This window comes from Janthinobacterium lividum (assembly GCF_011601275.1).
GTDB classification, from domain to species: Bacteria; Pseudomonadota; Gammaproteobacteria; order Burkholderiales; family Burkholderiaceae_D; genus Janthinobacterium; species Janthinobacterium lividum_E.
The window spans coordinates 542,094-561,832 of record NZ_JAAOLY010000001.1 but is presented as its reverse complement, the minus strand read 5'-3'; the positions used below and the strand labels follow the sequence as shown (position 1 = coordinate 561,832).

Genomic DNA, 19,739 nt, shown 5'->3' with positions numbered 1-19,739 from the left:
TTTTCCCGCATCAGTCTGGCGGCCACTTATTTCCGGCCGCGCCGCCGTTTCCACCACACCAAGGTCCCCGTCAGCATGAACAGCAGCGGCATCAGGCCGAACACGGTAATAAAACCGCGCCCGGCCACGCCAAAGGCCTGGCCCGAATGCAGGGGGAATTGCCAGCCGAGGAAGACATCCCCAGCCGGCGCCCGCAAGGGATCGCGTATGCGCAGGGGCAAGCCGCTGCGCGCGTCGAGGGTGATACGCGTGGCGCCGTCACCCTCGGCGATTTCACCGGGCTGGCGCACGCGCACGTCGTACGGCTGGTCCTTCTTGGCCGGCAGCACGATGCGCGACACGCGCGCCTGCGGATACAGCTGTTGCGCAGCGGCCATGGCCTGGCCCGTATCGAGCAGGTCGCCATCCTGTTGCAGATTTTTCAGTTTGGCCTTGTCCGGCGCCGTCGACACGAGCTCCACCAGCGGCACGACCAATTGCGGCAAATTGAAATAGATGCCGGAAAAGGCGAGCACGGCCAGTACGGGCGCGGCAAAAAAACCGGCCGCCTTGTGAAACGTGTAGTTGAAGCGGGGCCAGGAACCGCCATGCGACACCGTCAAAGCGCGCTTGATGGCCGTCCACTGCAGGCGCGGCCACCACAGATAGATGCCGCTCAAGGCCATCAGCAGCAGCATCACGCCCGAGATGCCGGTAATGGTCTTGCCCACCTCGCCCGACAATAAATAGCGGTGCAAATGAAACATGCCCGACATCAGCAGCGGACGCGTGAAACCGAAACGCCCCCAGTCGCGCTCGCCTTTGACTTGCAGGGTGTAAGGGTCGACCATCACTTGGCGCACGATGGCCTGGCTGAAAGGGGACGGCTTGTCCGGCTGGCGGTACGAGGCCACGTACACGTCGCGCGCATCGGCGGGCGGATTGAGCTGGGCCGGTTTGCCGTAGGCGGGGTCGGCCGCGAGCCCATCGACCACCGCTTGCACCGTGCGCGGCGTCACCTGGAACACCTGGCCGGGCGCGGGCGTGCTCGCCTGCAACAGGGTCGGATTCAGGTACGCGTCAAGCTCCGGCATCCAGGCGATGGCGGAACCCGTCAAGCCCAGCAAGACGAACAGGGCGCCGAACCACAGGCCCGCATACAGGTGCAGCTTGGTGAACAACCACTTGATCGGGCGTTTGGACATGGGGAGGCGACTCGGGGAAATTTGGGCTGCAGAACGATAGCATGAAAGCTCGGCAGTGAAAATCATGCGCAGGAAGGAAGGGGCAAACGCAACAACACGCTCATGGGACCATTGAAATCAGGTGAAAACGAGCGTTTCGGCACCATCATCGAGCGCATCTGCATCGCGGGTAACTGTTGCAGGACATACACTTTCCCCTATACTTCATCGAAAGGAAAACCATGACCGCCTCCCGCCTGCTCGCCGTCACGCTGGGTCTCGCACTGCACCTGGGCGCCCACGCCGCCGACTTTACCGTCACCAGCACCGACATCGCACCGGGCCAAACCCTGGCGCCAGCGCAAGTGTTCCAAGGCTTCGGCTGCACGGGCGGCAACCTGTCGCCGCAATTGTCGTGGCGCGGCGCGCCGGCCGGCACCAAAAGCTACGCCGTCACCCTGTACGACCCGGACGCGCCCACAGGCAGCGGCTGGTGGCACTGGAGCGTGTTCAATGTGCCCGCCAGCACCACTTCCTTGCCAGGCGGCGCCACGGCCAGCACTCTGCCGGCGGGCGCCATGCAAGGACGCAACGATTACGGCGACAGCGCCTACGGCGGCGCCTGCCCGCCACCAGGCGACAAGGCGCACCGCTACCAGATCACCGTGTGGGCACTGAGCGTGGACAAGCTGCCGCTGGACCAGCACGCCAGCGGCGCCATGCTCGGCTACATGCTCAACGCCAACACACTGGGCAAGGCGCAGCTGACGGGACTGTATGGCAGATGAGATCGGCGCGGTGGCCCTGAGCGAACTGCGCATCGCCCACGGCACCATCGAGGCGCGCCACGCACAAACCCTGCGCCGCGTGCCCGTCTTCCAGAGCGCCCTGTGCCGCGTGCGGCAAGGCGAAAAGTTGCTGGAGTGGGGCGCTCGCCAGGCGCGTGCCGGCACGCACGACGTGGTGCTGATGCCGGCGGGACAGGAACTGGGCGTGGCCAACCTGCCCGGCACGCAAGGCTACCGGGCCGAAGTGCTGAGTTTTTCATCCGCCCTGATCGCTCGCTTCCGTGCCCGCCATGGCGCTCTCGTCGATGCCCAGCTGCGACAGGCGGCCACGGCCAGCCTGTGCGTGCCGCTCGATACCCACGCGGCGCAGGCCTGGGACCAGCTGATGGCCAGCCTGGCGGGTAGCGCACCGCCCGCGCTGCTGGCGCACCAGGCGGAAGGCTTGCTGCTGGCCCTGGCCCTGGGCGGCCATTGCGGCCCGCTGTTGCTGGACCGCCGCGATCCGCTGGCCGCGCGCGTGCAGCAAGTGCTGCTGCTGGACCCGGCCGCCGACTGGAGCGTGGCCAAAGTTGCCAGCCATTTGCACCTGGGCGCATCCACCCTGCGCCGCCAGCTGGCACTGGAACAGCGGCATTTCCGCGCTATCCTGGAAGACGTACGGCTGGGACTAGCCTTGCAGGAATTACAATCTGGCATCTTACCTATCAGCGACATCGCGGCCGCCTGCGGCTACGCCTCGCCATCGCGCTTCGCGGCCCGTTTCCGCCAGCACTACGGCTTGTCGCCACGCGAGCTGCGCGCCACCGTGTAAAGCCGCTCTCGCGCAAATGAATTGCAACAAGCGCTGACAAGGCGGCGATTTTCTTGCTACTATGCGCCCATGTCTTCCCGCCAGCCCACCCGCAAGCTTGCTCATCACGGTGCCGCCGCCCTCGCGCGCACGCCATGGCGGCTGTGCGTGGCGCTGTTCAGTGCGCTGGCCCTCGTGTTCCTGCTGTCGACGGCCGCCTCGCACCTGCACAAGACGTCGCTCGACGCGGAAGAGTGCGCGCTGTGCGCCACGGTCATCGACAAGGTGGCCGACATCGCCGTGCCGCCGGCCATCGCCGAGCCGCCCGCCCAGTTACTGCCGTACCGCTTGCTGGCCATCGCCCCCGCCCCCCTGGCGCCCGTCGCCACCCTCATCCTGCCGCCCGTGCGCGGCCCGCCTGCCGCCTCACTGTAGTTCCCACGCTGTTTTTCCTTTTTCAGGCTGCCCCTTGTCGCGCGATCATGCGCGCCGGGCCGCCTGGCGTTGACTATTTTGAGGTTCATCATGCAACACACACCACGCCTGAGCGCGCTGTCGCTCGCCCTTGCCAGCCTGTTTACCGTTTCCGCCCACGCCGCCGAGCCTGCCGAAGCCACTACCGATACTGCCTCACAAGACATGCAAAAGGTCGAAGTCACATCCGCCCATCTGAAAAGCGCCCGCATCGAGCTGTCGCCGAAAGTCGGCACCACCATCTACAGCATCGACAGCCACATGGTCGACATGCTGGGCCAGGGCGACAACACGCCCTTCAATGAAGTGCTGCTGCGCCTGCCGGGCGTGTCGCAGGATTCGAAAGGCTCGGGGGCCCTGCACGTGCGTGACGACCATGCCAACGTGCAATATCGCATCAATGGCGTGCAACTGCCGGAAAGCATCACCGGCTTCGGCCAGTCGATCGACACCCGCCTGATCGACAAGACGGACTTCATGACGGGCGCCTTGCCGGCCCAGTTCGGCCTGCGCACGGCGGGCATTGTCGATATTGAAACGAAAGAGGGCGGCATGACGCCGGGCGGGCGCATCGGCATCATGGTCGGCAGCCACGACCACGTGGAGCCGAGTGCGGAATTTTTTGGCAGCGTGGGCAAGTTCAATTACTACCTGTCCGGCAGCTACCTCGGTAATTCCCTGGGCGTGGAAAACCCGCAAGCCACGCGCAGCGCCCTGCACGACAAGACGCGCCAGAACAAATCGTTCGGCAGCCTGTCGTATTTCCTCGATGACAATACGCGCCTGGGCGCCATGTTCGGCACGTATAACGGCCGCTTCCAGATCCCGAACAACCCGAACCAGGCGCCGGCATTCAGCTTGGACGGCCACAGCGATGCGCAGGCAGGCACGTCCATCCTGCCGTCGTCGCAGCTCAATGAAAACCAGCGCGAAGTGAACCGCTTTCTCGTGCTGTCGCTGCAAAAGAGCCTGGGCGACGTCAATTACCAGGTGTCGGCCTTCCACCAGTATTCGGAACTGCACTTCACGCCCGATTCCATCGGCGACCTGATCTACAACGGCGTGGCCTCGGACTCGCGCCGCGCCAACAGCGCCTCGGGTGCGCAATTTGACGCCAGCTACAAGCTGACCCCGGACCATACCCTGCGCGCGGGCCTGGCCTACACGCGCCAGAAGACGACGAGCGACAACACGGTGGCCGTCTTCCCCGCCATGGACGGCGCGCAATCGTCCACCACGCCGATCACGGTGCTGGACAACAGCGGCAAGACGGGTACCCTGTCAAGCTTCTACCTGCAGGATGAATGGCATATCAGCAAGCCGCTGACCCTGAACTATGGCGCCCGCTTCGACAAAGTCTCGGCCTACACGAGCGAGCAGCAATGGAGCCCGCGCGTCAACCTGGCGTACCAGATCGCGCCGGGCACGGCCCTGCACGCGGGCTATTCGCGCTACTTCACGCCGCCACCGCAGGAACTGGCGGCGCAAGGCAGCATCGACCTGTACGCGAACACGACGAATGCGCCGGAAATCGGCCAGTCGGACAACGTCAAGGCCGAGCGCACGCATTACTACGATGTCGGCATCAGCCACCAGGTCAATTCGAAACTGACCGTGACAGCCGATGTGTACTATAAAAAGATCAGCAACCTGCTCGATGAAGGCCAGTTCGGCCAGGCACTGATTTTGACGCCGTTCAACTACGCGGACGGCTACGCCAAGGGCTTGGAGCTGTCGGCCATCTACAGCGAGAAAAACTGGGGCCTGTTCCTCAACGCCAGCACGCAAAAGGCGCAGGGCCGCAATATCAATTCGGGCCAGGCCCTGTTTGGCGCCGATGAGTTGAACTACATCAGCAAGCACTATGTCTACCTCGATCATGACCAGAAATACACCTTGTCGGGCGGCGGTCATTATCACTTTGGCGATTCGCAAGTGAGCGCTGACTTCCTCTACGGCAGCGGCCTGCGCATGACGCCGGATGGCGGCGCGCCCAATTCCGGCCACTTGCCCGGCTACTTCACCGTCAACACGGCGCTCACGCACACGTGGAAAAACACGCCGCTCGGCAAGGTGGAAGGACGCCTGGCCCTGATCAACCTGTTCGACAAGTCGTACCTGCTGCGCGACGGTTCCGGCGTGGGCGTGGGGGCGCCGCAGTATGGTGCCCGCCGCAGTTTCTATGCGGGTTTATCAACGAGCTTCTAAGAGTTACGCGCGAAGACAGCGGCAGGGAGCAACGCCTGCCGCTGTCGGTTGCCGTCAACTAAGGAGTTATCCCCAGGTGATGGGCGCCTGCCCATGCGCCTGCAAATACGCGTTGGCCTGGCTGAACGGCTTGCTGCCAAAGAAACCTTTGCTGGCCGACAAGGGAGACGGGTGCGGCGCCGCCAGCACCAGGTGCTTGCCGGGGTCGATCAGGGTGCGCTTGGCTTGCGCATAGCCGCCCCACAGGATGAACACGAGATTGTCCCGTTCGGCGGACAGGTGGCGGATGGCGCTATCCGTCAGTTTTTCCCACCCCTTGCCCGCGTGCGAGCCGGCCGCCCCCGCGCGCACCGTCAGCACGCTGTTGAGCAAGAACACGCCTTGCTCGGCCCAGTCGGACAAATCCGTGCGCGTGCGCGCCACGCCCACATCGCTATGCAATTCCTTGAAGATATTCTGCAGGCTCGGCTGCGGCGGCGTGCCTTCGGGAATCGAGAAGCACAGCCCCATGGCCGCGCCCGGCGTGTGATACGGGTCTTGCCCCAGGATCACCACCTTGACTTGCTCGAACGGCGTCAGGTCGAACGCGCGGAAGATGGTTTTACCCGGCGGAAAACACGGCCCGGCCGCGTATTCTTCCTTCACGAAGGCGGCCAGGCGTTCCCAGTAGGGCTGGGCAAACTCGCCCTCCAGCCGCGCCTTCCACGATGCGTCGATGCGTACGTCCATGCGTCACCTCATAGCTTATCCGTCAACCATGCTTTTTCAGCATGCCAGTATAGGACGCTCAGCCGCATGAGGTGGGCACGATACGATCAGGCAAAAAAAAGCCGCCCGGCTTTGCAGCGGGCGGCTTGATGCGGCACAAGTGGCTTAGAAATTCAGCGCCGATTCCACGCCGGCGCTATGCGCCTGTTCATCCGCGTGGTACGAGCTGCGCACCATGGCGCCGACGGCGGCGTGGGTGAAGCCCATCTTGTACGCTTCTTCCTCGAACATTTTGAACACGTCCGGGTGCACATAGCGGCGCACGGGCAAGTGGCTGTTCGATGGCGCCAGGTATTGGCCGATGGTCAGCATGTCGATGTCGTGCTCGCGCATGTCGCGCATCACTTGCAGGATTTCCTCGTCCGTCTCGCCCAGGCCCACCATGATGCCGGACTTGGTTTTCACGTCCGGGTACATGGCCTTGAAATCCTTCAACAGCTTCAGCGAGTGCATATAGTCGGAGCCGGGACGCGCTTCCTTGTACAGGCGCGGCGCCGTTTCCAGGTTGTGGTTCATGACGTCAGGCAAGCCATCCTTGAACAGGTTCAGAGCTTTCTCCAGGCGGCCACGGAAGTCGGGCACCAGCACTTCGATGCGGGTGTTCGGCGACAGGGCGCGCGTTTGCTGGATGCACTCGACGAAATGGCCGGCGCCGCCGTCGCGCAAGTCATCGCGGTCGACGGAAGTGATGACGACATAGTTCAGGCGCAGCTTGGCGATGGTTTTCGACAGGTTGGCCGGCTCTTCCTTGTCCAGCGGGTCCGGACGGCCATGGCCGACGTCGCAGAACGGGCAACGGCGCGTGCACTTGTCGCCCATAATCATGAAGGTGGCCGTGCCCTTGCCGAAGCACTCGCCGATGTTCGGGCAGCTGGCTTCCTCGCACACGGTGACGAGTTTGTTTTCGCGCAGGATGTCCTTGATTTCATAGAAACGGGTCGAGGCCGAGGCGGCCTTGACGCGGATCCAGTCCGGCTTTTTCAGGCGCTCGACTTGCTCGATCGGAATGATCTTGATCGGGATGCGCGAAGTCTTGCTGGCGCCTTTTTGCTTTTCGCTCGGGTTGTAGGCGGGAGCGGCGGGGGCGGTGCTGGAAATGGTCTCAGAAGTCATGGCTGCAAGCCCTTGACGGGCAGTGTTGGTTTGTTTGCTCAGGCATCCGCTGCCTGAGGCGCGCCTGCGGCGCTGTTTGCTTCGCTTACATCGAGTAATACGGTCAATTCATGGGCCAGGGCCCGCTGCACTTCGGCCAGCGGCGCCACGACGCCCATGCTGCGCATGTCCACCGTCTTCAGTCCCGAATAGCCGCAAGGGTTAATCCAGGAAAACGGCGCCAGGTCCATCGCCACGTTGAGCGACACGCCATGGTAGGTGCAGCCGTTGCCGCGCACTTTCAAGCCCAGCGCGGCGATCTTCGCACCCTTGCTTGGTCCGCCGGCAATATAGATGCCAGGCGCGCCATCGATGCGCTCGCCAGCGAGATTATACGCCGCCAGCACGTTGATGATGGCTTGCTCGATTTTATGCACGAACTGGCGCGCATACAGCTTGCCGCCCGGCTTGTTGCGGCGCAAGTCCATCAGCAGGTAAATCACCACCTGGCCGGGACCGTGGAACGTCACTTCGCCGCCCCGGTCCGTCTGCACCACGGGGATCGCATCTGCGCCGACCAGCAGATGGCCGCGGTCGGCCGCCAGGCCCAACGTAAACACGGGCGGATGCTCGACGATCCACAGTTCGTCGCGCGTCTCCGTCGTGCGCGCGTCGGTAAAGGCGCGCATGGCGGCAAAGGTGGGCTCGTAATCGACGCGGCCCAGTTCGCGGATCAGCGCCGTTTCGGTGCGGGTGGTGGTCATGACTGATTCTGTAATCAACTGCCGGCGCCCTGCGGACGCTGCGGCGAAGCCGTGATTATAAGCCAGGCCGCCGTTTCATTCAGCCTCGGCGCTTGGCAACAGCAGCAATCTGCCCAATTTTTGTGCAGCATGGCGCACCTGGGCCAGGCTCAAGGCCGTGTAACCGAGCAGCACGGCCGGCGCCAATTTTGCGCTGTGGCAAAAATCGCCGAGCGGCTGCAGCGCCAGTCCCTCTTGCGCGGCGCGCGCGCAAAACGCCCGTTCATCGCTGTCCGACGGCAGCCACAGCACACAATGGAAACCCGCCTGCTGGCCGGAAATGGTGTAGCACCCGGACGCGGTCTGCTCGAGGCAGGCCAGCAGCAAGTCGCGCCGCTCCTTGTAGGCCAGCCGTGCCTGGCGCAGATGGCGCACGAAGGCGCCTTCCTCCATCCAGGCGGCCAGCGCCAGCTGTTCCGTCACGCCCACGGAGCGGCCCGTCAACTGCACGATGCGCAGCAGTTGCGGGCGTAGAGCGGGCGGCAGCACCATGAAGCCCACGCGCAGGCCGGCAAACAGGGTTTTATTAAAACTGCCACAGTAAATCACGCGCTGGTACTGGTCCAGCGCCTTCAGGGCCGCCAGCGGGGCGCTGTGGTAATTGAATTCGCTGTCGTAATCGTCTTCCACCACCCAGGCGCCGTTATCGTTCGCCCATTCCAGCAAGGCCAGGCGGCGCGTGACGGACATGGTCACGCCCAGCGGCGACTGGTGCGCCGGCGTCACATATGCGAGGCAGGCGTCCGCGTGCGCGGCCAGGACGGCGCAATCGATGCCCTCGGCGTCGACGGCAATGTCCACCGGCACGGCGCCCGCGAGGGCGAACAGGGCGCGCGCGGCCGGGTAGCCCGGTTCTTCCAGGCAGACTTTATCGCCATCGCGCACGATGCCGCGCGCCAGCAAGTCAATCGCGTGGCGGATGCCGGTGGTGACGACGATGTCTTGCGGATCGCAGCGGATGCCGCGGTACTTGGCGAGGAAATCGGCGATCTGCTGGCGCAGCTGGGGCAAGCCGGCAGGGTCGGCGCTGCACAGCTGCTCCGGCGTGGCGGCGGCCAGTGCCCGCGTGGCGCACTTGGACCAGGCGGCCATGGGAAACAGGCTGGCGTCGGCGCGCCGCGCAACAAACGGCAAGCCGTCGCGCACGCCCGTGTCCGAGGCAGGAGCGGGCGCGGCGGCCGGTACGGCCAGGGTGGTATCGCCGAAGCCTGCCATCAAGAAACGTTCCGGCACAACGGCGCACACGCGCGTGCCGGAGCCGGGCACGCGCGTCACGTACGCTTCCGCATGCAGGCGGTCGAACACGGTTTCGATGGTGCCGCGCGACAACTCCCACCGTTCGGCCAGGGTGCGGCTGGACGGCAAACGGCTGCCCGCCGGCAGCATCTTCGTCAGGATGGCCGAGCGCAGCGCTTCATACGCGCCATCCTGCTTGTTGACGCCCTCCTTGTCGAGCCAGCTCGTTGGGCGAGGCAAGTCCAGGGCGTGCGGTGATTTTCCTCGCGGCATGATGATGATCGTCCAAGTTCGTCCAAGTGGTCCAATGAATTTTCTGATGAGTGGCACTTCGCATTACACCACAACCATCCTACTCTCACCGTTCCGGTGCGCCAGCGGGGCGCACGCTCGTATGGATCGTACAAACAATGCAGAAACAAATCGCTTTATGGGCCTGGGGCGGCATCGTGCTGCTGCTGGTCTGCCTGTCGCGCATCAGCATCGACATCTATTTGCCTTCGCTGCCGGCCATGGCCGATGCCCTGCATGCCAGCGATGCCCAGTTGCAATTGACCTTGAGCCTGTTCATGGCCGGTTCGGCCGCCTCGATGCTTGCTTGCGGGCCGCTGGCCGACCGCTACGGACGCCGTCCCGTGCTGCTGGCCGGCACGGGCATTTTTGTGCTCGCCAGCATCGTCTGCACCGTCACCAGCGACGTGCACGTCCTGATCGCCGCGCGCGTGCTGCAGGCGTTCGGCGGCTGCAGCGGCACCATCATCGGCCGGGTCATGGTGCGCGACCGCTTCGATCCTGCCACGCAGGCGCGCATGCTGGGGAAAATCTCGATGGTGATGGGCTTGTCGCCGATCCTGGCGCCGCTGGCCGGCAGCGTGCTCGATGCCGCGTTCGGCTGGCGCGCCGTGTTTGGCGTGCTGTGCCTGCTGGGAGCGCTGTCGCTGGGACTGATCGCCGCTTATGTACCGGAAACCAGGCCGGCCAGCGTCGTACCACAGGGCAATACCCTGGCCCTGTACCGCCGCCTGCTGGGCGATGCGTATTTCCTGCGCTATGCGCTGGCCATCGGCTGCGTGTATTGCACGTATTTTCCGTTCATCGCGGAATCGTCCGTGCTGTTGCAAAGGGGTATGCATCTGTCGTCGCACTCTTATGCGCTGGTGTTCGCGCTGACGGTCAGCGGCTATATCGCGGGCTCGAGCCTGTTTCGCGCCCTGGGACCGCGCCTGGGCGCCGATTACATGCTGGGCGTGGCGGTGCTGATCAATGTGGCGGGCGCGGCCAGTCTGTTGCTGGCGGGTACGTTGGCACCGCGGCACGTGGCCTCGCTGGTGGCACCGATGCTGCTGGTGATGGTGTCGGTGGGCATGGCGATTCCCGCCTGCCAGCTGGCCGTGCTGCAGCCGTATGGCGACCAGGCGGGCAGCGCCTCGGGCCTGTTCTTCTTCGTGCAAATGCTCATCACGGCCATTTGCGGCGCCGTCATCGCCGCCATCACGGACGGCAGCGAAAAGCCGCTGCTGTGGGTGACGGCGGCGGCCAGCGCGGCCTTTGCCGCCGTCTGGCTGCTCACGAGGAAGCGGGCCAGCACGACGGCGGCATGTCTTACATGACGATCTTCACCATCGGGTGGCCCGACAGCGCCGTGTACAGGGCATCGAGCTGCTCGCGGCTGATGGCGCGCACGGTGACGGTCAGGCCCGTGTAATTGCCCTTACCCGATGGACGCTCTTCCATGCGGCCCGCGTGGAAGGTCGGATCGTGGCTGATGACCAGCTCGAGCATGGTCGGCGCGAAGTCGACATGCGTCGGGCCCATGATCTTGATGGGAAAGTCGCTCGGGTATTCGATCAGCGATTCGCTAGGGGGAATCGTCACTTCGGTCGGTGGGGTCGTTTGCATGGGAAATCCAATCAGTGCCGGTCAGAACAGGCAGCGCTTATCGCGCGGCGGCTGCATAAAAGCGTATTGTAGCCAACTTTGAGGGCGGCTGCGCCGGCCGCCATGGCGCAGACGGCAAGGCAAAAAAAAAGCCAGCTGGGTAAGCTGGCGGAAAACTATTTCGTTTAGACAAAATAGCCGGAAAAGCGATGCTGTCACTTGGAGGATAAGCAGTGGTCGTACTGTAGACAAACGACGGCGGCTTTGCCTCCGGTATGTGACGAACTGCGCATTTTGCGGCTTGAATGTCGATACGGCGCGACAGACGGGAGCGCCGCCGCCGTCAGCGCTCCGCTTCCGGCTGCAGCCGGCTGTTGCGACCGGGATTGCCGCGCTCATGGTTGCGCTCACGCGGCCCATTGGGGCGCTCGGCACCGCGCGCTTCCTGGGGCGGACGGGCGGCGGGCGCCGGCATCGGCGGCGGCGCGGGCCGCGGCTGGGCCACAGGCGGCGGGGCAGGCAAGGACGGCGGCGGCGCCGTCTGCACCACTTCGCGGCGGGGGCCACGCTCGGCGCGGTGCCAGTCGGTACGGGGCCGCTCCTCGCCACGCCACCCGGGGCGGGCCACATGATCTTGCACGGGTGGCAAGGCCGGCATGACCGGCATCAGGGGCTGTTGCGGCACCGGCGGCTGTTGCGGCTGCTGAGGCTGGGCTGGCACGGGCGGCCGGTTCGGCTGCATGGGACGCGGCGCCATGTGCGTCTGCCCATCGTCCGTCTGCAAGCGGCCGGGGCGGTTGACCCAGTCGCGCCGGGGCTCCCTTGCCTCGATGGGACGCTGCCAATTGCCGGCCGGCGCAGGTGCCGTGCTCAACGGCAAACTTTGCATGACGGGCGGCGGCATGGTGGTGCGGTTGCGGCGCGGCACGTCGACCGTGCGCGCGCCGCCAAAACGCTCGCCGGGCAGCATCGTCATGCCTTCGCGCCGTTCGCGCTCGCCCGCCACGGGGCGGCGCCCTTCGGCCATCCGGTTGATGCGGCGTTCATACTCGGCGCTGGCGCGGTAGCCGGGCACGTAGCGCTCGTGCGGCGACAGGGGAAACCAGCCGACGCCCGGGCGCTGGCCATGATGTGGACCTTGATTGCCGCCGACCCAGCCCACCAGGGCCGGCGCCCAGGGCACGCGGCCACGTTCGCGGCCCGGCGCCCAGCCCCAGCGGTGGCCCAGCAGCACCCAGCGGCCGTAATGCGAAGGCGCATAACCCCACGGCGCATTGTCGACCCAGGTCCAGCCCCACGGCGCGATCCATGTCCAGCGCCCGTCGCTGTACGGCGCCCAGCCGGGCGGCACGGCGCTGGGCAGCCACAAGGGGCCGTATTGCGCATCTTCCTGCCAGGCGCCGTAGCGGTCCAGCTCTTCATAGCCGGTCGTATCGTCCGTGACATAGCGCAAGGCCGGCGCGGCGGCGGGCAAGGCTTCGGGCCAGTTGTCGAACGCCACGCGCTGCAAGGCGCCCGTGCGCAATTCCTCGTCCGTCAGCTCGGCGCGCTTGCCTGCACGCAAGGTGACGCTGCCCGTCGCGCCATCCACGTCGGCCGCCCCGTCGAGCACGCTGACGACGCTGGCGCCGGGCTGGCGCCCCGCCTCGATGCGCACCCAGCCCGGCTGGGTCAGGATCACGCGCGCCTGGGCCGTGGTCAGCTCGAAGCCGCGCAGCGCATCGGGATTGCGCACGCGCACGCTGACCGTGCCATAGCTCAGGTGCAGCTTGAAACTGTCGTCATCGAGCTCGCTCACTTCCAGCTCGGAATCGCCATCGAGGCGCACGGCGGCCGCGCCTACGCGAAACTCCGCCAGCGCGCCGCGCATCGTACTCAGGCGGTTATCCGTCGTGACGGGCCAGTTCAGCAGGGCGTTTTGCGCATCGCCATCGCCGGCGCGCACCAGCACCTGCCCTTCGACGGTGGAAATGCGCCCCACTCGGGCGGGCGGGTCCTCGGCCAAGGCCAGGGAGCACGCCGACGACAGCAGCACGGCGCAGATGGTGTTGAGCAGGGGGAAAGACAGGATAGGACGCATGGCAGCGCTCCAGGCAGGACTTACAAGGACGACATGCTGTCGATTACATCCGCATCAGGCGGACATCGCAAGCGGGCTTACAAATGTTTGCATATTGACTTCGTTCAGGACGCCGCCTGGCCACCGCGCTTGACGAAGAACAGGGCGGCGCCGACGGCCATCAGCAAGCCGCCAAAGAAGCGGTTCTGCTTTTTCACGGCCTTGGCATCGCGGAAAAAACGCTGCATCGACGAAGCGAGGAAAGCGTAGCTGTGCATGACGATCTGGTCGATCGTGCACATGGTGACGGCCAGTATCAGCAGTTGCGGCAGCAGCGGCGCAGCAGGGCTGATGAATTGCGGCAATACCGCCACCATGAAGATGATGCCTTTCGGATTCGTCACGTTCGTCAAAAAACCCGTCAGCACGCGCCGGTGCCAGGACGGCACCACGGCATCGGCATGCAGGTCGCTGGCCACCGCCACCTTGGCGCGCCACTGCGACAGGCCCAGGTAGATCAGGTACAGGGCGCCCACCGTCTTGACGATATTGAACGCCACTTCGGAAGCCAGCAGCAGGGAACCGACGCCGGCGCCCGCGATGCCCAGCACCACCAGCAGCCCCAGTTGCAGGCCGAGAATCGTGGCGCTGGCCTTTTTCACCCCGTACGACAGGCCGTGCGACATCGACAGCACGGCGCCCGAGCCGGGCGAGACGGCGATGATGGAGGCGGCGATGACAAAGGTGATCCAGGTGGCGAAGGGCATGCGGTTTCCAAAATAAGAGACGATGAGCAATTTTACCCCGGCCCGTGCGGCCCTGCCGGCCATCCCTGGGGTAAGATCGCAAGGATGCCTTACCCACGTCACCCCTTGCCGTACAACCAAGAACAACATCATGAAAAACAACACTTTCCTCGTTCCACCACTTCCTGCCACCGCCATGGGAGCGCACTGAGATGGCCGGCTCCAGCCTGCTGGCCCTGCTCGACGACATCGCCAGCATCCTCGATGACGTTTCCCTGATGACCAAGGTGGCCGCCAAGAAGACGGCCGGCGTGCTCGGTGACGACCTGGCCCTGAACGCACAGCAAGTGGCCGGCGTGCGCGCCGAGCGCGAATTGCCGGTGGTCTGGGCCGTCGCCGTCGGCTCGCTGAAGAACAAGGCCATCCTCGTGCCCGCCGCGCTGGCCATCAGCGCGTTTGCGCCGTGGGCCATCACGCCATTGCTGATGGTGGGCGGCGCCTACCTGTGCTTCGAGGGCTTCGAAAAGATCGCGCACAAATACCTGCACCCGGACGACAGCCACCAGGCCGAGCTGGTGCAGGCGCTGCGCGACCCGCAGGTCGACCTCGTCGCCCTGGAAAAGGACAAGATCAAGGGCGCCATCCGCACCGATTTCATTTTGTCGGCGGAAATCATCGTCATCGCGCTGGGCACGGTGGCCGCCGCCACCTTCGCCGAGCAGGTAGCCGTCGTCGTCGGCATCGCCATCATCATGACGGTGGGCGTGTACGGTCTGGTGGCGGGCATCGTCAAGCTCGACGACGCGGGCTTTTATTTGTCCGCGCGCAAGGGCGCGGGCGCGCTGATGGATGGCGTGCGCGGCTTTGGCCGCATGCTCGTGTCGGCGGCGCCGAAACTGATGAAATTTCTCTCCGTCGTGGGCACCCTGGCCATGTTCATGGTGGGTGGCGGCATTCTCACGCACGGCTGGCCATGGGCCAGCGGCATGCTGCACCATGCGGTAGCAGCCGTCGGCAGCGTCGCCGGCATCGGTCCCGTGCTGGCAGCCGTCACGCCCAGCCTGATCAACGCGGTGGCCGGCGTCATCGCCGGCGGCCTGGTGCTGGCCGGCGTCACGGCCGTGTCGGCTTTGTTGCGCATGGTCAAGCCAGCCAAATAAACTTTCTGGTCTGATGGGGCGGCAGGCGCATCCGTGCCTGCCGCCCGGCCATGCCGCGGCGCCAGCCTGTCCATGGAGACCCTATGCAGACTTCCCCCATCCAACGTCCCAGCAGCGCCTTCATCGGCGCCTCCTGGGCGGCCCTGCTGATCGGCGTCATCACTTACCTGTCCGGCCTGTGGAACGCCACGATGGCGCTCAACGAAAAGGGCTATTACTTCACTATTCTCATGTATGGCCTGTTCGCCGCCATCTCGCTGCAAAAGTCCGTGCGCGACCGCGCCGAAGGCATCGCCGTGACGGGCATTTATTTTGGCCTGTGCTGGATTTCCGTGCTGCTGGCCTTGCTGCTGCTGACGGTCGGCCTGTGGAACGCCGCCTTGCAAAACAGCGAAAAGGGCTTCTATGCCATGGCATTCCTGCTCAGCCTGTTTGCCGCCGTGGCCGTGCAAAAGAATGTGCGCGATGTAGCACGTGTTCTTGCGCCGGAACAAAGCAACGCACCGCTAGCCTAGCGCCAGCGGGAACCATGGCGCGCCGCGCCACTCTATCTGTATTTGCCCGGCGACGGGCCGGAGAATCAGATGAGCGATCTGCAAAAACGGCTGCAACTGGCGCTGGACGCGGCGCAGATGGCGATATGGGATTCCAGCATCGTCGACGGCATGCTCATCGACGGCACCGTCGTCTGGTCCGCCCGCGGCGCCGCCCTGCTGGGACTGGCGGCGCGGCCGCTGACGCAGCCGTTCCGCGACTTTCTTGGCTTCGTGCATACCGACGAGCGCGAGCGCGTGCTGCAGGTGATGCAGGAAGGTGTCGACCGCGGCGATGGCTATGTGCTGCAGTACCGCGTGGTCCATCCGGACGGCGATGAACGCTGGCTGTCGGCCAAGGCGCGGGTGTTCGCCGATGCCGAAGGGCGGCCCGAACGCACGCTGGGCATCATCTGGGACATTACCGAGCACATGCGACGCGAAATCATGATCGCCGAACGCAAGGAACTGGCCGAAGTGACGCTCAGCTCCATCGGCGACGCCGTGATCACCACCGATCCGCACGGCAAGACGCGCTACCTGAACCGCGTAGCGGAGCAATTGACGGGCTGGAGCAACCATCTGGCGCAAGGTCTTGATATCCAGGACACGCTGCGCCTGGTCGATGAAAACACCGGTGAAACACTCGAGCACGTAGCCCTCAAATGCCTGCTGCAGCGCCAGGCCATCGGCATTTCCTCGCACACGCAGCTGGTCACGCGTGAAGGACGGCGCATTCCCATCGAAGATTCCGCGGCACCCATCTGGTCGCGCGATGGCAGCATCCTTGGCGCCGTCGTCGTGTTTCGCGACGTCAGCCATGAGCGCAAGCTGAGCCAGCAACTGTCGTGGCAAGCCACGCACGACACCTTGACGGGCCTGGTCAACCGGCGCGAATTCGAACATCTGGTGTCCAACGCCCTGCACTCGGCCAAGGAAGAAGGGCATGTGCATGCGCTGCTGTACCTGGACCTGGACCAGTTCAAGGTCATCAACGATACCTGTGGCCACGGCGCCGGCGACATGCTGCTGCAGCTGCTGGCCAAGTTGCTGCAGCAGCAGATGCGCGACAGCGACATCCTGGCGCGCCTGGGCGGCGATGAACTGGGCGTGCTGCTGCCCCACTGTCCGCTTGACCATGCGCACGTGATCGGCGAGCAGCTGCGCCAGTCCATCAAGGATTTCCGTTTCGCCTGGGACAGCCGCAATTTTGAACTGGGCGTGAGCATCGGCATGGTAGAAATTACGCAAGACAGCAAATCCATGAGCGAGCTGCTGATCGCCGCCGACCAGGCTTGCTACCTGGCCAAGGAGCAGGGGCGCAACCGCCTGCACGTGTACCAGGAATCGGATGTCATGCTGGCGCAGCGGCATGGTGAAATGCTGTGGATTTCGCGCCTGAACGAGGCATTCGAACACGATTATTTCCGCCTGTACGCCATGCCCATCGTGCACCTGCACGACAGCCTGGAACACCACGACGAGGTGCTGATCCGCATCCGCAACGGCAAGGGCGATTTGATACTGCCCGGCGCCTTCATCCCGGCCGCCGAACGCTACGACATGATGCTGTCCATCGACCGCTGGGTGATCCGCGCCGTCTGCGCGCATATCGAGAGCGTGCGCGACAGCCTGGCGCCGCTCGAGGCGCTGGCGGAAGGGCGTCGCCGTGCCCCGGCCCTGTATTCGATCAACCTGTCGGGCATGTCGCTGGCCGACGCGGGCTTGCACGACTACATCACCGAGCAGTTCGTGCACTACGCCATCGCACCCGAGCAGATCTGCTTTGAAATCACGGAAACGGCCGTCATCGCCAACCTGCCCAAGGCGCAAGTGTTCATGCGCCAGCTCAAGGCCATGGGCTGCCGCTTCTCGCTCGACGACTTCGGCAGCGGCTTTTCCTCGTTCGGCTACCTGAAGGCCCTGCCCGTCGACTATCTGAAGATCGACGGCGTCTTCGTGCGCGACATCGCCAGCAATGCCATCAACCGCGCCATGGTCAAGGCCATCAATGAAGTGGGCCACGTGATGGGCCTGCAAACGGTGGCCGAATACGTCGAAGACGAAGCCACCCTGGCCGTCATCCGCGAGCTGGGCATCGACTACGCGCAAGGCTACGCCGTGGGCAGCCTGCGGCCGCTGACGGCGGGCGTGGATTAGCCGCCACCGGCAACCAGTAACTTTAAAACAATGCCGCATTGCTATCGCTAAATGCGTGCAAGCACGACCAATCTGGAGGATTTTGATCTACATCAATAAATTTGCGCAGGCGACTCCTTACACTGATCTCCATTCTTGCAATCGTGCAAGTCTTACTCACCAATTAGCTATTCAACTGATCAGGAAGCCGCGACCATGCGACAAAATTTGCCAGTGACTAACCGTGAAGTCCTCGTCCTGGACGACCAGGCCATCGTGTCGAAAACGGATATGAACGGCAATATCGTGTATGTGAACCCGTACTTCAGCCAGGTCAGCGGCTTCAGCGAGGCAGAGCTGCTCGGTTCGCCCCAGAACATCGTGCGCCACCCGGACATGCCGGCCGAAGCATTCGCCGACCTGTGGGCCTCGGTCCAGGCCGGCACGCCGTGGACGGGCCTGGTCAAGAACCGCTGCAAGAACGGCGACTTTTACTGGGTGCGCGCCAACGTCACGCCCATCCGCGAAGCGGGCAAGACCATCGGCTACATGTCCGTGCGCGTGAAAGCGGACAAGGACCAGGTCAAGGCGGCCGAGGAAGCCTACGCGGCCATCCGCAACAAGGAAGGCGGCAACATCGTCATCAAGCACGGCCAGATCGTGCGCCCGGGCCTGGCGCACCTGCTGCACAAGCTGACGCACATGTCGCTCAACCTGCGCATCTGGGCCGCCACCTCCATCGTCAACTGTTTGCAACTGCTGGTGTGCGTCATCAGCCTGTTCGCCAGCGGCGGCAAGATCACCAATTACGCCATCTTCGGTGCCACTCTGCTCGGTTTCCTGATCAACGTCTTCCTCTGGTACACCTTGCGCATGTCCGTGCTCAAGCCGCTGGGCAAGGCCTTGAACGGGGCGCGGGCCATTGCCGCCGGCGACCTGTCGGGCAGTTTCGAGACGGACAGCACGGATGAAATGGGCCAGCTGCTGCGTGCGCTGCAACAGATGAACAGCAACCTGATCGCCACCATCCGCGACGTACGCATCAACGTGGAAACCATGGCCGTGGCCACCAGGCAAATTGCCGTCGGCAATATGGACCTCTCGGGCCGCACGGAATCGCAGGCGGCCAGCCTGGAAGAGACCGCCTCGAGCATCGAGGAATTCTCGTCGACGGTGAAACAGAACGCGGACAATTCCGTGCAGGCGAACGAACTGGCCGTGGCCGCCTCGAAAGTGGCCGTGCAGGGCGGCGAGATCGTTTCCGAAGTGATCACCACCATGGACGACATCAACACTTCGTCGAAAAAAATCGTCGACATCATCGGCCTGATCGAAGGCATCGCCTTCCAGACCAACATCCTGGCCCTGAACGCGGCCGTGGAAGCGGCACGCGCCGGTGAGCAGGGCAGGGGCTTTGCCGTCGTGGCGGGCGAAGTGCGCAACCTGGCGCAGCGCTCGTCCGTGGCGGCCAAGGACATCAAGCAACTGATTGAAATTTCCGTCGGCAAGGTGGGCGCCGGCATGCTGCAGGTGAACCGCGCCGGCGCCACCATGGAGCAGGTGGTCAGCTCCGTCAAGCAGGTGACGGCCATCATGCAGGAAATCTCGATCGCCTCGCGCGAACAGAGCATCGGCGTCGACCAGGTCAACCAGGCCATCGCCCATATGGACCAGGTGACGCAGCAGAACGCGGCCCTGGTGGAAGAAGCGGCCGCGGCGGCCACGCGCCTGGCGGAAGAAGCGGCCAGCCTGTCGCAAGCCGTGAGCCTGTTCAATTTCGGCAAGATGCCGCCACCGCGCCGCGTCGCCATGCCCAGCGGCAAGGGCGGCGCCGCGAACGCCGGCAAGCCCACCGCCATGAAACGCCTGGCCGCCTAAACCTTTCAAGACTTCATACACATC

At 64.5% G+C, this 19,739-nt stretch carries 17 protein-coding genes; 9 read left to right on the top strand and 8 right to left on the bottom strand.

The genetic code is table 11. The features are described 5' to 3' along the window. Positions 1 to 26: 26 nt before the first annotated feature. On the bottom strand, positions 27 to 1,184 hold the full coding sequence (locus tag GYK42_RS02590; protein ID WP_166446193.1) for a PepSY-associated TM helix domain-containing protein: 1,158 nt from the start codon (positions 1,182 to 1,184) through the stop codon (positions 27 to 29). Positions 1,185 to 1,405: 221 nt separating this feature from the next. Between GYK42_RS02590 and GYK42_RS02585 the strand changes: the two genes are divergently transcribed. The 4 genes from GYK42_RS02585 (at position 1,406) to GYK42_RS02570 (ending at position 5,423) form a co-directional block, all read left to right on the top strand. After that, the gene (locus GYK42_RS02585) at positions 1,406 to 1,951 is read left to right on the top strand and encodes a YbhB/YbcL family Raf kinase inhibitor-like protein (protein ID WP_166446192.1); all 546 of its coding nucleotides are present in this window, start codon (positions 1,406 to 1,408) and stop codon (positions 1,949 to 1,951) included. Beyond that, complete coding sequence (locus GYK42_RS02580; protein WP_166446191.1) at positions 1,941 to 2,762, top strand: helix-turn-helix transcriptional regulator; 822 nt, start codon at positions 1,941 to 1,943, stop codon at positions 2,760 to 2,762. The genes GYK42_RS02585 and GYK42_RS02580 overlap by 11 nt, the downstream gene beginning before the upstream one ends. Positions 2,763 to 2,831: 69 nt before the next feature. After that, entirely contained in the window at positions 2,832 to 3,176 is a 345-nt protein-coding gene (locus GYK42_RS02575) for a hypothetical protein (protein ID WP_166446190.1), read from the top strand. A gap of 90 nt (positions 3,177 to 3,266) precedes the next feature. Continuing rightward, positions 3,267 to 5,423 carry a TonB-dependent receptor gene (locus tag GYK42_RS02570; protein WP_166446189.1) on the top strand — a complete coding sequence of 719 codons (2,157 nt, stop codon included), beginning with the start codon at positions 3,267 to 3,269 and terminating at the stop codon, positions 5,421 to 5,423. A 66-nt stretch (positions 5,424 to 5,489) separates the two neighbouring features. Here the strand turns inward: GYK42_RS02570 and GYK42_RS02565 are convergent, their stop codons facing one another. The 4 genes from GYK42_RS02565 to GYK42_RS02550 form a co-directional block, all read right to left on the bottom strand. Then, positions 5,490 to 6,152, bottom strand: coding sequence for a uracil-DNA glycosylase (locus GYK42_RS02565; RefSeq protein WP_166446188.1), 663 nt, complete (start codon positions 6,150 to 6,152; stop codon positions 5,490 to 5,492). A gap of 144 nt (positions 6,153 to 6,296) precedes the next feature. Continuing rightward, positions 6,297 to 7,304 carry a lipoyl synthase gene (gene lipA, locus GYK42_RS02560; RefSeq protein WP_099408224.1) on the bottom strand — a complete coding sequence of 336 codons (1,008 nt, stop codon included), beginning with the start codon at positions 7,302 to 7,304 and terminating at the stop codon, positions 6,297 to 6,299. Positions 7,305 to 7,342: 38 nt separating this feature from the next. Continuing rightward, positions 7,343 to 8,047: a lipoyl(octanoyl) transferase LipB gene (lipB, locus tag GYK42_RS02555; RefSeq protein WP_166446187.1), complete on the bottom strand. Its 705-nt coding sequence runs from the start codon at positions 8,045 to 8,047 to the stop codon at positions 7,343 to 7,345. Between the two features lie 75 nt (positions 8,048 to 8,122). Continuing rightward, complete coding sequence (locus tag GYK42_RS02550) at positions 8,123 to 9,595, bottom strand: PLP-dependent aminotransferase family protein (RefSeq protein ID WP_166446186.1); 1,473 nt, start codon at positions 9,593 to 9,595, stop codon at positions 8,123 to 8,125. A gap of 137 nt (positions 9,596 to 9,732) precedes the next feature. Here GYK42_RS02550 and GYK42_RS02545 point away from each other — a divergent pair, with 137 nt between their 5' ends. Beyond that, the gene (locus tag GYK42_RS02545; RefSeq protein ID WP_166446185.1) at positions 9,733 to 10,932 is read left to right on the top strand and encodes a multidrug effflux MFS transporter; all 1,200 of its coding nucleotides are present in this window, start codon (positions 9,733 to 9,735) and stop codon (positions 10,930 to 10,932) included. Here the strand turns inward: GYK42_RS02545 and GYK42_RS02540 are convergent. The 3 genes from GYK42_RS02540 to GYK42_RS02530 all read right to left on the bottom strand — a co-directional run bounded on the left by GYK42_RS02540 (position 10,925) and on the right by GYK42_RS02530 (position 14,026). Beyond that, complete coding sequence (locus GYK42_RS02540; RefSeq protein WP_034752493.1) at positions 10,925 to 11,221, bottom strand: DUF493 family protein; 297 nt, start codon at positions 11,219 to 11,221, stop codon at positions 10,925 to 10,927. The genes GYK42_RS02545 and GYK42_RS02540 overlap by 8 nt on opposite strands. A gap of 322 nt (positions 11,222 to 11,543) precedes the next feature. After that, positions 11,544 to 13,280, bottom strand: a complete 1,737-nt coding sequence (locus GYK42_RS02535; RefSeq protein WP_166446184.1) for a FecR domain-containing protein — start codon at positions 13,278 to 13,280, stop codon at positions 11,544 to 11,546. A 104-nt stretch (positions 13,281 to 13,384) separates the two neighbouring features. Beyond that, positions 13,385 to 14,026 (bottom strand): LysE family transporter, encoded by a 642-nt coding sequence (locus tag GYK42_RS02530; protein ID WP_166446183.1) that lies wholly within the window; start codon positions 14,024 to 14,026, stop codon positions 13,385 to 13,387. 191 nt (positions 14,027 to 14,217) lie between these two features. Between GYK42_RS02530 and GYK42_RS02525 the strand changes: the two genes are divergently transcribed. The 4 genes from GYK42_RS02525 (at position 14,218) to GYK42_RS02510 (ending at position 19,715) form a co-directional block, all read left to right on the top strand. After that, positions 14,218 to 15,165, top strand: a complete 948-nt coding sequence (locus GYK42_RS02525; RefSeq protein ID WP_166446182.1) for a DUF808 domain-containing protein — start codon at positions 14,218 to 14,220, stop codon at positions 15,163 to 15,165. An 83-nt stretch (positions 15,166 to 15,248) separates the two neighbouring features. Beyond that, complete coding sequence (gene yiaA, locus GYK42_RS02520) at positions 15,249 to 15,680, top strand: inner membrane protein YiaA (RefSeq protein ID WP_166446181.1); 432 nt, start codon at positions 15,249 to 15,251, stop codon at positions 15,678 to 15,680. 69 nt (positions 15,681 to 15,749) lie between these two features. Next, positions 15,750 to 17,858, top strand: a complete 2,109-nt coding sequence (locus GYK42_RS02515) for an EAL domain-containing protein (protein ID WP_166446180.1) — start codon at positions 15,750 to 15,752, stop codon at positions 17,856 to 17,858. Between the two features lie 195 nt (positions 17,859 to 18,053). Continuing rightward, positions 18,054 to 19,715: a methyl-accepting chemotaxis protein gene (locus GYK42_RS02510; protein WP_166446179.1), complete on the top strand. Its 1,662-nt coding sequence runs from the start codon at positions 18,054 to 18,056 to the stop codon at positions 19,713 to 19,715. The last annotated feature ends 24 nt before the right edge of the window (positions 19,716 to 19,739 follow it).

Coding starts and splice junctions, on each gene's coding strand:
- GYK42_RS02535 (WP_166446184.1), bottom strand. CDS start 13,280: ATGCGTCCTATCCTGTCTTTCCCCCTGCTCAACACCATCTGCGCCGTG.
- GYK42_RS02580 (WP_166446191.1), top strand. CDS start 1,941: ATGGCAGATGAGATCGGCGCGGTGGCCCTGAGCGAACTGCGCATCGCC.
- GYK42_RS02530 (WP_166446183.1), bottom strand. CDS start 14,026: ATGCCCTTCGCCACCTGGATCACCTTTGTCATCGCCGCCTCCATCATC.
- GYK42_RS02525 (WP_166446182.1), top strand. CDS start 14,218: ATGGCCGGCTCCAGCCTGCTGGCCCTGCTCGACGACATCGCCAGCATC.
- GYK42_RS02545 (WP_166446185.1), top strand. CDS start 9,733: ATGCAGAAACAAATCGCTTTATGGGCCTGGGGCGGCATCGTGCTGCTG.
- GYK42_RS02585 (WP_166446192.1), top strand. CDS start 1,406: ATGACCGCCTCCCGCCTGCTCGCCGTCACGCTGGGTCTCGCACTGCAC.
- yiaA (WP_166446181.1), top strand. CDS start 15,249: ATGCAGACTTCCCCCATCCAACGTCCCAGCAGCGCCTTCATCGGCGCC.
- GYK42_RS02550 (WP_166446186.1), bottom strand. CDS start 9,595: ATGCCGCGAGGAAAATCACCGCACGCCCTGGACTTGCCTCGCCCAACG.
- lipA (WP_099408224.1), bottom strand. CDS start 7,304: ATGACTTCTGAGACCATTTCCAGCACCGCCCCCGCCGCTCCCGCCTAC.
- GYK42_RS02575 (WP_166446190.1), top strand. CDS start 2,832: ATGTCTTCCCGCCAGCCCACCCGCAAGCTTGCTCATCACGGTGCCGCC.
- GYK42_RS02590 (WP_166446193.1), bottom strand. CDS start 1,184: ATGTCCAAACGCCCGATCAAGTGGTTGTTCACCAAGCTGCACCTGTAT.
- lipB (WP_166446187.1), bottom strand. CDS start 8,047: ATGACCACCACCCGCACCGAAACGGCGCTGATCCGCGAACTGGGCCGC.
- GYK42_RS02540 (WP_034752493.1), bottom strand. CDS start 11,221: ATGCAAACGACCCCACCGACCGAAGTGACGATTCCCCCTAGCGAATCG.
- GYK42_RS02570 (WP_166446189.1), top strand. CDS start 3,267: ATGCAACACACACCACGCCTGAGCGCGCTGTCGCTCGCCCTTGCCAGC.
- GYK42_RS02565 (WP_166446188.1), bottom strand. CDS start 6,152: ATGGACGTACGCATCGACGCATCGTGGAAGGCGCGGCTGGAGGGCGAG.
- GYK42_RS02515 (WP_166446180.1), top strand. CDS start 15,750: ATGAGCGATCTGCAAAAACGGCTGCAACTGGCGCTGGACGCGGCGCAG.
- GYK42_RS02510 (WP_166446179.1), top strand. CDS start 18,054: ATGCGACAAAATTTGCCAGTGACTAACCGTGAAGTCCTCGTCCTGGAC.